This window comes from Streptomyces sp. NPDC059994, from assembly GCF_042737755.1.
GTDB lineage: Bacteria > Actinomycetota > Actinomycetes > Streptomycetales > Streptomycetaceae > Streptomyces.
This window is the reverse complement of sequence record NZ_JBHWUR010000001.1, coordinates 244,743-257,010: the sequence shown is the minus strand read 5'-3', so window position 1 is coordinate 257,010 and position 12,268 is coordinate 244,743. Positions and strand designations below refer to the sequence as shown.

The 12,268-nt window shown below is 72.8% G+C and carries 9 protein-coding genes and 2 pseudogenes; 4 read left to right on the top strand and 7 right to left on the bottom strand.

Annotation, left to right across the window (positions count from 1 at the left end; genetic code table 11):
* Positions 1 to 8 precede the first annotated feature (8 nt).
* Positions 9 to 326, bottom strand: a complete 318-nt coding sequence (locus tag ACFWA7_RS01230) for a universal stress protein (RefSeq protein ID WP_385820183.1) — start codon at positions 324 to 326, stop codon at positions 9 to 11.
* 224 nt (positions 327 to 550) lie between these two features.
* Positions 551 to 931 (bottom strand): annotated as a pseudogene (locus tag ACFWA7_RS01225) (hypothetical protein); the annotation flags it as partial.
* Positions 932 to 1,226: 295 nt separating this feature from the next.
* On the opposite strand from ACFWA7_RS01225, the gene ACFWA7_RS01220 reads away from it, so the two are divergent.
* Positions 1,227 to 1,862 carry a hypothetical protein gene (locus ACFWA7_RS01220; RefSeq protein ID WP_385820082.1) on the top strand — a complete coding sequence of 212 codons (636 nt, stop codon included), beginning with the start codon at positions 1,227 to 1,229 and terminating at the stop codon, positions 1,860 to 1,862.
* A gap of 70 nt (positions 1,863 to 1,932) precedes the next feature.
* Here the strand turns inward: ACFWA7_RS01220 and ppdK are convergent, their stop codons facing one another.
* The 4 genes from ppdK to ACFWA7_RS01200 form a co-directional block, all read right to left on the bottom strand.
* Entirely contained in the window at positions 1,933 to 4,629 is a 2,697-nt protein-coding gene (ppdK, locus tag ACFWA7_RS01215; protein WP_385820080.1) for a pyruvate, phosphate dikinase, read from the bottom strand.
* Between the two features lie 59 nt (positions 4,630 to 4,688).
* Positions 4,689 to 5,159, bottom strand: coding sequence for a pyridoxamine 5'-phosphate oxidase family protein (locus tag ACFWA7_RS01210; protein WP_385820078.1), 471 nt, complete (start codon positions 5,157 to 5,159; stop codon positions 4,689 to 4,691).
* Between the two features lie 424 nt (positions 5,160 to 5,583).
* Entirely contained in the window at positions 5,584 to 6,435 is an 852-nt protein-coding gene (locus tag ACFWA7_RS01205) for a universal stress protein (RefSeq protein ID WP_385535877.1), read from the bottom strand.
* Positions 6,436 to 6,459: 24 nt separating this feature from the next.
* Positions 6,460 to 8,802, bottom strand: a complete 2,343-nt coding sequence (locus tag ACFWA7_RS01200) for a phosphoketolase (protein ID WP_385820076.1) — start codon at positions 8,800 to 8,802, stop codon at positions 6,460 to 6,462.
* Positions 8,803 to 9,580: 778 nt separating this feature from the next.
* On the opposite strand from ACFWA7_RS01200, the gene ACFWA7_RS01195 reads away from it, so the two are divergent.
* The gene (locus ACFWA7_RS01195) at positions 9,581 to 10,312 is read left to right on the top strand and encodes a CBS domain-containing protein (RefSeq protein ID WP_385820074.1); all 732 of its coding nucleotides are present in this window, start codon (positions 9,581 to 9,583) and stop codon (positions 10,310 to 10,312) included.
* Positions 10,313 to 10,330: 18 nt separating this feature from the next.
* A complete protein-coding gene (locus tag ACFWA7_RS01190) occupies positions 10,331 to 10,915 on the top strand; it encodes a hypothetical protein (protein ID WP_385535883.1) in 585 nt (194 codons plus the stop codon).
* A gap of 79 nt (positions 10,916 to 10,994) precedes the next feature.
* Here ACFWA7_RS01190 and ACFWA7_RS01185 read toward each other — a convergent pair whose 3' ends face one another.
* The gene (locus tag ACFWA7_RS01185) at positions 10,995 to 11,150 is read right to left on the bottom strand and encodes a hypothetical protein (RefSeq protein WP_385820072.1); all 156 of its coding nucleotides are present in this window, start codon (positions 11,148 to 11,150) and stop codon (positions 10,995 to 10,997) included.
* 206 nt (positions 11,151 to 11,356) lie between these two features.
* On the opposite strand from ACFWA7_RS01185, the pseudogene ACFWA7_RS01180 reads away from it, so the two are divergent.
* Positions 11,357 to 12,002: pseudogene (locus tag ACFWA7_RS01180) on the top strand (CBS domain-containing protein).
* Positions 12,003 to 12,268 lie beyond the last annotated feature (266 nt).

The following is a 12,268-nucleotide window of genomic DNA, read 5'->3' as shown; positions in this document are numbered from 1 at the left end:
GCCGCGTCTCAGGCGTGCGGCACCACGGCGACCGGGGTCCGGGCGTGGTGCAGCACGGCATGGGTCACCGGGCCGATGTGCGCGAGACCCCCATGGCCGTGCAGCCGTCGGCCCACGACCAGCAACGCGGCATCCGCGGCGGCTTCCACCAGACGGGCGGCCAGGTGGTCCGCCACGCACCGCGGCTCGACGCGGACCTGGGGTACTTGGCCCGCCAGGGCCGCACGGCCTCCTCCAGGGCGTCCTGCTCCCGGAGCCCGAGCCCGACGATGTCCTGGGGGTCGACCGCGGCGGGGTCGTGGCCGAAGACCGGCGGGGGCGCCCATGTGTGGACGACCCGCAGCGCGGCTCCCCGGACCCCGGCGGCGTTCACCGCGTACTCGACGAGCGGGTCGCACGGGCCGGTGAGATCGAGGCCGAGCACGACATCGCCCTCCTGCGCCCCGATCCTTGCGGCCGGGTCCGGCACCTTGTCTCCCTCCCCTGCCGGGCGCACCAGGACGACCGGCCGCCGGGCGTGAGCGAGCACGGACATGGAGACGGGCCCGGTCAGGAAGCCGGTGACCGCGCTGAGCGCGTGCGATCCGAGCACCAGCACCTCGGCCTCGTCGTCGGCGGCGGCGGCGGCTGCCAGCGCCTCCCCCGGGGGACCGGGAACGCGCTCCAGGCTGAGATCCGGCTCTGGGTGCAGGGCGCGCACCTCGTCCTCGGTCTCGCGCAGCAGGTGTTCGGCCCAGCGCTCGTCGGCGCCGCTCGCGCGGGGCGCCACGGCGGCCCCCGGAGAGGCGTACGCGCGGTGTGCGTCCACGGCTGCCAGGCGTACAGCACACCGGGCGGGAGACCGCGCAGCCCGGCCTCCCGGGCCGCCCGGAGGGCCGCTGCCCGCGACTCGGGCGGAGCCGTCGATTCCGGCGATTACGGTACGTGGCATGACGCCCCTCCGGAGGGGTTCGGCCGCTCAATCGCGGTGCCTCGGGGGCGTCCCGGGGTGCCTCCAGACTGGTCTTCCCCCGCCCTGCCGGGTAGGGCCGACCGGCCCGGCGGGGCGGAAGTCCGGCCCGTCCCCGGCAGGCCGCGCTGAGCGGTCCCGGGTCCCGGCCGGTCCCGCCCGAAGGGACCATCGGCCCACGGAAGTGGTCCGAGCGCCCCCGGTACAGCGGACGCTCCCGGCATCAGATTGTCCGTGTACACGCACTCGGCGTGGCACGAGGAGAGGGCTGACGACCATGGCACTGCACGGGCACTCCCACCGTCCCGCGGGCATCCGCTTCGGCTTCCGGCGCACGGGCAGGACGGACGGCACCGCCGCCGCCCGGACGGACGGCCACACCGCCGCGGCCTCGGCGACGGCCCTGGCACGCACCCTGGCCGGGCTGCGTCTGCTGACGGCGTTCACCTTCCTGTGGGCGTTCTTCGACAAGACCTTCGGCTGGGGCTACGCGACGCAGTCCGGCAAGGGCTGGATCGACGGCGGCTCCCCCACCAAGGGCTTCCTGAGCCACGTCGCCGCGGGACCGATGGAGTCCACCTTCCACTCCTGGGCCGGCGACACCTGGGCCGACTGGCTGTTCATGCTGGGCCTGCTCGGCATCGGGCTCGCCCTGGCGACAGGTGTGGCACTGCGCCTGGCCGCGGTGGCGGGCACCGCGCTGATGGCGCTGATGTGGGCCGCCGAATGGCCTCCCGCGCGCCATCTGTCGGACGGCGCCCTCAGCGCGTCCTCGAACCCGGTGATCGACTACCACGTCCTGTACACGGCCGTCCTGATCACCCTCGCCGTGGCCTGCGCGGGCCGCACCTGGGGGCTGGGCACGCTGTGGGAGCGGCTGCCGTCCGTGGGGCGCAACCGCTGGCTGAAGTGAACGCGAGAGCCCCGGCCGGAGGGCGTGCGGCTCCTCCGGCCGGGGCTCTCGTGTGTGCGGCGCCCGGCGTTCAGTTGCCCTCGCGGTGATCGTCCAGGGCCGCGCGCCCGGCCTCCAGACGGGCGATCGGGACGCGGAACGGTGAGCAGGAGACATAGTCGAGTCCGGCTTCGTGGAAGAAGTGCACCGACTCCGGGTCACCGCCGTGCTCGCCGCACACACCGATCTTCAGGTCCGGGCGGGCGGCGCGGCCTTCGGCCACCGCGATCCGCACCAGCCGGCCCACGCCCTCCCGGTCGATCGTCTCGAACGGGGAGACGGGGAAGACGCCCTTGTCGAGGTAGACGGAGAAGAACGCCGCCTCGACGTCGTCGCGGGAGAAGCCCCAGGTGGTCTGGGTCAGATCGTTGGTGCCGAAGGAGAAGAACTCGGCTTCCCGCGCGATTCGGCCCGCGGTGAGCGCGGCCCGGGGCAGCTCGATCATCGTGCCGACGGGGCAGGCGACGGCGGCACCCGCCTCGGCCGAGACCGCGCCCAGCACGCGCCGCACCTCTTCGCGTACGAGACGCAGCTCCTCCACCGTGCCGACGAGCGGCACCATGATCTCGGCCCTCGGGTCTCCCCCGGCCTTCCTGCGGACGACGACCGCCTCCGCGACGGCGCGTACCTGCATGGCCACCAGACCCGGCACCACGAGGCCGAGCCGGACACCGCGCAGGCCGAGCATCGGGTTCTCCTCGTGCATCCGCTCCACGGCCGCCAGCAGTTCGGCATCCCGCGCGTCCGGTGCCCCGCCGAGGGCCTCTTCGCGCGCGATGCGGACGGCGAGCGCCGTGCGGTCGGGCAGGAACTCGTGCAGGGGCGGGTCCAGCAGACGGATCGTCACCGGCAGACCGTCCATCGCCTCCAGGATGCCGATGAAGTCCTCGCGCTGCAGCGGCAGCAGCGCGCCGAGCGCCTCCTGCCGCTCGGCGTCGCCGTGCGCGAGGATCATGGCTTCGACCAAGGGGCGCCGCTCACCGAGGAACATGTGCTCCGTGCGGCACAGACCGATGCCCTGGGCACCGAAGCGCCGTGCCCGTGCCGCGTCCTCGGGTGTGTCCGCGTTCGCACGCACCTCCATGCGCCGCACCGCGTCGGCCTGTTCCATGAGCCGGTGGACGTCCCGCACGTCCTGCTGGGCTCCGTCGCCGGGTGCACGGCCGCCCCCTTCGAAGTAGCCCACGACGGCCGAGTCGGCGAGGGGTACAGAGCCCAGGCGTACCTCTCCCGTGAACCCGTCGACCGAGATGACCGTTCCCTCTCGCACCGTGACACCGCCCAGGGCGGTGAAGCACCGCCCTGCCGGGTCCACCGTCAGCTCCGAGGCGCCGCACACGCACACCTTGCCCATGCCGCGGGCGACCACGGCAGCATGGCTGGTCTTGCCGCCCCGGCTGGTGAGCACGGCCTGGGCCGCCACCATGCCGGGCAGGTCGTCGGGGGTGGTCTCCTGCCGTACGAGGACCACCTGCTCCCCTGCGGCGGAACGCCGCACGGCCTCACCCGCGTCGAACACCGCCGCGCCGACCGCGGCGCCGGGGGAGGCGGGGATGCCACGGGCGATGGCATCGCCCTCGGCCGCGGCGCCGAAGCGAGGGGACATCAGGCGCGCGAGCCCCTCGCCGCTGACCCGCCGCAGCGCCTCGGCCATGGTGATCACGCCTTCGTCGGCGAGCTGCCCGGCGATGTTGAACGCCGCTTGCGCGGTCCGCTTGCCGACGCGTGTCTGCAGCATCCACAGTCTGCCGCGCTCGACGGTGAACTCGATGTCGCACAGGTCGCGATAGTGCGACTCCAGCCGCCGCATATGACCGCGCAGCTGTTCGTAGGCGGCCGGGGCCGGCCCTTCGAGATCGGTGAGGGGAACCGTGTCGCGGATACCGGCGACGACGTCCTCTCCCTGGGCGTCGGACAGGTAGTCGCCGTAGACGCCCGTCCGGCCGGTCGCTGGGTCGCGGGTGAAGGCGACACCGCTGCCCGAATCCGCTCCGTGGTTGCCGAACACCATCGTCTGGACGGTGACCGCGGTGCCCAGGTCGTCCGCGATGTGTTCACGGCGGCGGTAGAGCCGGGCCCGTTCGCCGTTCCAGGAGGTGAAGACGGCGAGGACGGCCCGCCGCAGCTGCTCGGCCGGGTCCTGCGGGAACTCCTCGCCGGTCCGCTCACGGATCAGGTCCTTGAAGGTCTCGACGATCCTGATGAGCTCGCAGCTGTCCAGACGGCTGTCGTCCTCGACCCCGCTCTGCCGTTTCACACCGGCCAGAACGTCCTCGAACAGCGCGCTGTCGACACCCATCACCGTACTGCCGAACATCTGCACGAGGCGACGGTAGGAGTCCCACGCGAACCGCTCCCGCTCCGGCGACTTGCCGAGGCCGAGAACCGAGAGGTCGTTGAGCCCGATGTCGAGGACCGTCTCCATCATGCCGGGCATGGAGAAGCGGCCGCCCGACCGGACCGACACCAGGAGCGGGTCGTCCACCTGTCCCAGCCGCCGGCCGGTGGCCTGTTCGAGAGCGGAGAGGTGGGTGGCCACCTCCCCGGCCAGTTCGGCGGGCGGCTCACCAGTGGCCAGAAAGACCCGGCACGCCTCGGTGGTGATGGTGAATCCGGGTGGTACGGGGAGCCCCATCCGGACCATCTCGGCCAGATTGGCGCCCTTGCCCCCGAGCAGGTCGGCCATGTCACGGCCGCCTTCGGAGAAGTCGTACACGTAACGCACCATGGCTGCTCTTCCTCCCGGAGCGACTCGTCACCCGCGCCCGCGGCACTCGGGCTCCACCGCTACGCCGAAGGCCCGGGATCGAGCTGGAAACCCGTCACCAGATCCGACCGGATGAGCAGTGCGGCCTTCATCGTGCCCGCCGCCCAGGGCCGGAACGTCTTCGTGAAGCGGTCGAGCGTGGCACGGTCTTCGATCAGGCGGGCGTAGCCGGTCACGACGACGCTCCAGCCGAGGTGCGTGTCCGGATCGATGGCGTCCGCCTCGTAGGCGACCACGACGGCGGAGCCTGGCCCGGGCGCGTCCAGCGAGGCGAAAGCCGCCCCTTCGTGCAGGCAGACGATGATGTCGTCGCCGTCCATGAGGTGGTTGACGGGGCGGACCGCAGGCAGCGCACCCTGGGTGAAGACGACCCGGCCCAGCGACGTCGTCGCCAGCAGCCGCAGCGCCTCCCGGCGGTCGAGCGGAGTCATCCGCCGCGCCGCCACCGCCTCGTCCCGCTCACCCAGGTCCTGCCCGCCGATCTCATTCATCGCGCACCCCATGCCTCCGGCCCCCGTTGTGCTCCACGGTCCCTCGCGGCCTCGCTTCTCTGACAGGGCCGAACGGACCCCACTTGGGCGCCCGGCGAGGCCATCAGGCCCACACTCGGCGGGAAGCGCCCGTCCGGCCCCTCACACTCGGCCCCGCCCGGACGCAGAGCGGAGGCAGGCAAGGAAAACCGCGATTCCGCGACGGACGCTTCGCCCGTGCCGTCCGGCTGCCGGCCGGCGCCCACGGGACGAGGCCACCGCCGACCACAAGGACGGTGTGCTGACCATCACGGTCCCGAAAGCGGAGCCAAAGGCCAGCACCCGCACGATCACGGTCCGGCGCACCTGACCGTCGCGTGTGCGATGCCGCACAGGCCCGTGCGCCTGGGGTCTCCCCTCGGCGTACGGGCCTCTCCCTTCCCGGTCAGCCGTGCGGCACCACGGCCACCGGGCACAGCACATGGTGGATCACCGAGTGGGCGACCGGGCCCAGATGGTCGCCCATGCCGGGGCCGCGGCCGACGACCAGCAGACAGGCCCGGGTGGAGGCCAGCAGCAGATGGTGACCCGCCCGGCCGTGGACCGCGTGCTCCCGTACTTCCATGTCGGGGAACTTGCGCCGCCACGCGGACAGCGCCGCGGACAGGGCGTGGGCCTTCTCCTCCGCCGGGTCGTCCGCGTCCGCCGACGGCACCAGCGGCACGCTCCAGGCGTGCAGAACGTGCAGCGGCGCGTGCCGGCTCGCCGCCGCGTCGAAGGCGTACGCGAGCAGTTCGTCGCTCGGGTGGGCCAGGTCGAGCCCTAGGACCACGGGCCGGTACGGGCCGTGGCCCGCCAGCCCCTCCCGCTCGTCCTCGGGCCGCTCCCCCGCGCGTACCAGCACGACCGGGCACGCGGCGCGCGCGGTGACGTCGAGGGCGACCGAGCCGACCAGGAACGCGGCCAGTCCGGTGAAGCCTCGCGAGCCCAGGACCAGGGCCTCGGAGGTCTCGGCCGCCTCCACCAGGGTGACGGCGGGCTGCCCGGGCGCGTGGGCGGGCCGGATCTCCAAGGTGGGGTGGCAGTAGGCGAGTTGGACGGCTGCCCGGTCCAGGGCCGTGCGCCCGCGCTCTGCGGGCACGTCCAGTTCGGGGAGGAAGGTCCGCTCGCCGGGTTCCTCGTCCACGTGGAGCAGGTGCAGGGGGAGGCCGCGCAGCACGGCTTCGCGGGCGGCCCAGTCGGCGGCGTCGAGGCTTTCGCGCGAGCCGTCGATACCGGCCGTGATGTGGCGTTGCATGGTCCACCTCCAGTGGGGTCAGCGTCAGCCGGTCCAGGTCCAGTCGGCGACCTCGGGCAGATCGGTGCCGTGGTCGCGGATCCAGGCGTGGTGGCGGGTGCGGGTGTCGGCCATGGTCTGGCGGACGACGGCCGCGCGTACGGCGAGGCCGGGGACGCGGTCGATGACGTCCATGACGAGCCGGTACCGGTCGAGGTCGTTGCGGACGACCATGTCGAAGGGCGTGGTGGTGGTGCCGGACTCCTTGTAGCCGCGCACGTGGAGCTGGCCGTGGCCGCCGCGGCGGTAGGTGAGCCGGTGGATCAGCCACGGGTAACCGTGGTAGGCGAAGATCACCGGCTTGTCGCGGGTGAACAGCGCGTCGTACTCGAAGTCGGCCATTCCGTGCGGGTGCTCCTCGCGGGGCAGCAGTTTCGTCATGTCGACGACGTTGACGACGCGGACGGCGAGGTCCGGGAGGTGGCGGCGCAGCAGCCCGACGGCGGCCAGGACCTCCTGGGTGGGCACGTCTCCGGCGCAGGCCAGGACGACGTCCGGCTCACGGTCGCGGCTCTCGGAACCGGCCCACTCCCAGATGCCCGCTCCGCGCGCGCAGTGGCCGCGGGCCTCCTCCAGGGAGAGCCAGTCGAAGCAGGGCTGCTTGCCGGCGACGACCACGTTGACGTAGTCGCGCGAGCGCAGGACGTGGTCCGCCACGGACAGCAGGGTGTTGGCGTCCGGCGGGAGGTAGACCCGTACGACCTCGGGGCTCTTGTTCAGCACATGGTCGACGAAGCCGGGGTCCTGGTGTGAGAAGCCGTTGTGGTCCTGGCGCCAGACGTGCGAGGTGAGCAGGTAGTTGAGGGAGGGGACGGGGGCGCGCCACGGCAGGCCCCTCGATGTCTTCAGCCACTTGATGTGCTGGTTGACCATCGAGTCGACGATGTGGACGAACGCCTCGTAACAGGAGAACAGGCCGTGGCGGCCGGTGAGGTTGTAGCCCTCCAGCCAGCCCTGGCAGAGGTGTTCGGACAGGATCTCCATCACACGGCCGTCGCGGGCCAGGTTCTCGTCGGTCTCCAGGATCTCCGCCTGCCACGCCTTGCCGGTGACCTCGAAGAGGGCGCCCAGCCGGTTGGAGGCGGTCTCGTCGGGGCCGACCACGCGGAAGTCGCGCCGCTCGGCGGTGTCGGCCATCACCTGGGCCAGCAGACCGCCGAGGACGCGGGTGGGCTCGTGCAGGGTCGCGCCCGGCTTGTCGACGGGGACGGCGAAGTGCTCCAACGGCGGCAGGGGCAGTTCGCGGGTGAGCAGGCCGCCGTTGGCGTGCGGATTCGCGCCGAGCCGGCGCTCGCCGTCCGGGACACAGGCCAGCACCTGCTCGGTGGGGCGGCCGTCGGCGTCGAACAGCTCCTGCGGCCGGTAGGAGCGCAGCCATGCCTCCAACTGGCGTAGGTGCTGCGGGTCTTCGCGCACAGCGGAGAGCGGCACCTGGTGCGAGCGCCAGGTGCCCTCCACCGGTTCGCCGTCGACCTCGGCCGGACCGGTCCAGCCCTTCGGCGTACGGAGCACGATCATCGGCCAGGACGCCCGTACGCCGGTCCGCTTGATCTCGGTGATACGGTCCAGGGCGTGATCCATGGCACGGGCCATCGCCTCGTGCACCTTGAGCGGGTCCGAGCCGGTGACGTGCAGCGGCTCGTGGCCGTATCCCCGCAGCAGGGAGTCGAGTTCGGCCTCGGGCAGCCGGGCGAGGGCCGTCGGGTTGGCGATCTTGTAGCCGTTCAGGTGCAGGATCGGCAGTACGGCGCCGTCGTGGACCGGGTCGAGGAACTTGTTGGAGTGCCAGGACGCGGCGAGCGGCCCGGTCTCGGCCTCCCCGTCGCCGATCACACAGGCGACCAGCAGGCCGGGGTTGTCGAACGCGGCCCCGTAGGCGTGCGCCAGGGAGTAGCCGAGTTCGCCGCCCTCGTGGATCGAGCCGGGGGTCTCGGGAGCCACATGGCTGGGCACACCGCCGGGGAAGGAGAACTGCCGGAACAGCCGCGCCATGCCCGCCGCGTCCCGGCCGACGTCCGGATAGATGCGGGAATACGAGCCGTCCAGCCAGGAGTTCGCCAGCACCGCCGGGCCGCCGTGCCCCGGGCCCCACACGCACAGCGCGTCGAGCGAGCGCTCCCTGATCACCCGGTTCAGATGGGTGTGCACGAGGTTGAGGCCGGGCGAGGTGCCCCAGTGGCCGAGCAGGCGCGGCTTGATGTGCTCGGGCCGCAGCTCCTCGGTCAGCAGCGCGTTGTCCAGCAGATAGATCTGCCCCGCGGACAGGTAGTTCGCGGCGCGCCAGTGGGCGTCGAGGGCGGCCGGGTTCGGTGGGCGGTGCTTCGTCATGGTGTCTCCGGAATCGTCAGGGGCGTGCCGTCGGTATGGGTACCGCGTACGGGGCGTGCTCAGTCGTGGGGTACGACCACCACCGGGCAGGGCGCGTGATGCGGCAGGGCGTGGCTGACCGGGCCGAGCCGCATGCCCGGGCCGGTCGTGCGGCGGCGGGCCCGGCGACCAGCAGGTCGGAGGCGGTCGCGGCCTCCAGGAGCGCGGTCCGCGCCCGACCCTCCGGGGGCCTGCGCGTCACCCCCACGTCGGGGTGGGCGGCCGTCGCGTCCCGACTCGGTCCCGAGCCGTCGACCCCGACGATCAGCGGACGGCCGGTCGCCTCCCTGCCTCCACGTCTCCACGTCTCCACCGCCTTCCGGCCGCAGGTGGGCTCGGGAAGGCCGCCGCGGCCCTCCTCCCGGAGACTGGCACCGGGCCGGTGGCGGGATACAGGGGCGAACCGGCCCTGCGGAGGGGTCATTCGGCCCCTGCCCGCCGCGGTCGCCGCGGGACACGCTGCTCGCATGGCCACACGGACCCCTCGGCGGACTCAGCGGACTCGGCTGACTCAGCTGACTCGGCTGACTCAGCGGGCGGGGCGAGGGCGGCCCGGACACGGATGGACTGTCAGCCCCCTCGCACGGCCTGTCCGCAGGCCTGCCGCAGCTCTGCGAGGTGGAGCTCGATCCCGTTCTCGCCGGCCGAGCGGGTGACCGCCCTCGATGTCCGCACGACCCGTACCTGCGAAGGCTGCGAAGGCTGCGAAGGCTGCGAAGGCTGCGATGAGGAGGAAGTAATGAAACACGCCAAGGTCGGTTCGGTCATGACGAGCGAGGTGGTGAGCGCGCGGACATCGGTCCCCTTCAAGGAGATCGCCCGGCTGCTGGCCGAGCATCACGTCAGCGGCCTTCCGGTGGTGGACGAGGACGACAAGGTCGTCGGCGTCCTGTCCGAGACCGACTTGATGGCCCGGCAGGCGGAGGCCGAGGACCCGTACGAGCCGCCACGCCGGTTCCGGCCTGCCGCCTTCGGGCGCGGTGCGCGCGCCCGAAGGAAGAAGGCTCGGGCCCGGACGGCGGGTGAGCTGATGTCCCGTCCGCCGATCACCGTGCGCGCCGACGACACGATCGCCGTCGCCGCCCGCACCATGGCGGCGCACCGCGTCGAACGCCTCCCCGTGCTGGACACCGAGGACCGGCTGGTCGGCATCGTGACCCGGCGCGACCTCCTCCAGGTCTTCCTCCGCTCGGACGACGAGATCCGCGCCGAGGTCATCCGGGATGTGCTGGTCGGGACCCTGTGGCTGTCGCACGGCACGATCGGCATCACCGTGAATGAGGGTGTGGTGACCCTGTCCGGGCAGCTGGAACGGCGCAGCGAGGTCCCCCTCGCGGTGCGCGTGACGCGCATGGTGGACGGAGTCGTCGCCGTTGTCGACCAGCTCGGCTACCAGCTCGACGATTCGCACCTGCACCCGGACGCACCGGCCATGCACGGAATCGCCGACGACTGGCTGCGCAAGCTCTGAGAGGGCCGGTGACCCGCCATGAGGACCCGACAGCGGTGGTGGCGATGGCGCCGCAACCCCCTGCGGCGCCGCTGCGACGTGGTCGAGGCATGGACCGCCCTGGCGTTGGGGATCGCGTTCCTCTTCGGCGTACCGGCTGCGGGATTCGCCGCGGGCGACGCGGCGTACGGCGCGGCGCACTCGACCGCCGTCGCCCAGCGGGGCTCTTCACGGCCGGTGGACGCGGTCCTCGTCCATGACGCGCCCGTTGACCTGCCGCCGGCCAACGGTGGGAGCACGGGCAAGGAGCGGGCAGCCGTGCGCTGGACCGAGGCCGACGGCACCGTACACACCGGAATCGCGAAGGTGAACTCCGCGACGCCCGGCGGTCAGCACCTCCGGATCTGGCTCGACGTCCACGGTCGCGTCGTCGACGAGCCGCTGGACGACAGCCAGGTGTGGCTCAGTGCCGTCTCGTGGGCCACCATCGCCGCCCTCGGGGCGGCAGGCACCCTGCTGGCGGTGCGGTACGCCGTGCAACGGTACGCGGAACGCCACCGGTTGGCCGAGTGGGAACTGGCCTGGGCCCGGACCGAGCCCGGGTGGCGGCGCCCGCGGACCTGACCGGCCCGGCGCGAGGGCCGTTCGGCCCCTGCCCGCCCGTTCCCGGCTTGCCGACGCTGGGAGCAGCACGTCATCACCGTCACGAGTCGAGGAGGAACGCGATGGCCACCACCGGAGCCACGGCCCCCGACAGGGCGGGCCTTGGCGCCGTGGTCGCCGCTCCGGTGGCGGACGGCCACCCGAACAGGTCCCCGCACCCCGAGCGCGAGAAGCCGTGGAGCACGGAGCGCGCCACGGACGGGACGCTGACGGTGTGTGAGGAAAAGGCCGAAGCCCCGTCGTACGCGTTCCTGGGCGTACACCCCTGCGATCTGCGGGCCATCGCGGTCCAGGACCGCGTACTGGTCTCGGGGCATTACACGCGCTCAGGCTGCCGGGAACGCCGGAGGGGGGCGTTCCTGATCGCCGCCGAGTGCACCGAGCCGGGAGGCACGCGCTTCTGTGTCTCCTTGGGGAGCGGCCCTGCCGCGGACGACGGCTACGACCTCGCGCTTACCGAGGTCGTCTCCGCCGCAGGGCACCGCTTCCAGCGCGCTGCCGGTCGTGGCGGGCGAGGGCCGGGTGGTCGGCATCGTGTCGGAGGCCGATCTGCTCCTCAAGGAGGAGTTCCGCGGCGACTTCCCGGACCGGCTCTCCCAGCCGCGGCGGCTCGCCGACCTCGCCAAGTCGCAGGCGGTCACCGCCGAGGCCCTCATGAGCACCCCGGCCGTCGCCGTGCACCCTGACGCCACCCTGGCCCAGGCGGCCCGGAGCATGGCCGTGCGCAAGGCCAAGCGGTTGCCCGTCATCGACCGGCTGGGCATCCTCCAGGGGTGTCGTGAGCCGCAGCGACCTGCTCAAGGTCTTCCTGCGGCTCGACGAGGAGATCGCGGCGGAGGTCGCGCGCACCGTGATCGCCTGTCTCTTCCCCCGGCAGAGCGTCACGGCGACGGCGCAGGAGGGCGTGGTCACCTTCCACGGGGCGCTGCACGACCGCCACCTGGTCCCGGTCGCGGCGCGCCTCGCCCACGCCGTGGAGGGTGTCGTGGACGTACACATGGACCTCACGGCACCGGACCTCACGGCACCGGCCGCGCCACCGCGGTGAAGTACCTCGGCTGCGAGGCCCAGAACCAGTACGCGCGGGCCGTGCACCGCCTGGGCAACGCCGGTGCGCGGGACGCGGTCCGCCGGATCTCGAAGCACTCGCCCCTCAGGGCGTGGCCGTGCACACCTCACGCGTGATCGACATGCCGCCGGGCGAGCAACTGCCGCGTAGCTGCTGAAGGTTCTCCGGCGCGAGGTCACGAGGTCACGAGGTCACGAGGTGGGGAGGCCACGAGGTGGGGAGGCCACGAGGTGGGGACCGTTCGG

Coding starts and splice junctions, on each gene's coding strand:
- ACFWA7_RS01230 (WP_385820183.1), bottom strand. CDS start 326: ATGGGCGCCCCCGCCGGTCTTCGGCCACGACCCCGCCGCGGTCGACCC.
- ACFWA7_RS01190 (WP_385535883.1), top strand. CDS start 10,331: ATGAGGACCCGACAGCGGTGGTGGCGATGGCGCCGCAACCCCCTGCGG.
- ACFWA7_RS01205 (WP_385535877.1), bottom strand. CDS start 6,435: ATGCAACGCCACATCACGGCCGGTATCGACGGCTCGCGCGAAAGCCTC.
- ACFWA7_RS01200 (WP_385820076.1), bottom strand. CDS start 8,802: ATGACGAAGCACCGCCCACCGAACCCGGCCGCCCTCGACGCCCACTGG.
- ACFWA7_RS01220 (WP_385820082.1), top strand. CDS start 1,227: ATGGCACTGCACGGGCACTCCCACCGTCCCGCGGGCATCCGCTTCGGC.
- ACFWA7_RS01210 (WP_385820078.1), bottom strand. CDS start 5,159: ATGAATGAGATCGGCGGGCAGGACCTGGGTGAGCGGGACGAGGCGGTG.
- ACFWA7_RS01195 (WP_385820074.1), top strand. CDS start 9,581: ATGAAACACGCCAAGGTCGGTTCGGTCATGACGAGCGAGGTGGTGAGC.
- ppdK (WP_385820080.1), bottom strand. CDS start 4,629: ATGGTGCGTTACGTGTACGACTTCTCCGAAGGCGGCCGTGACATGGCC.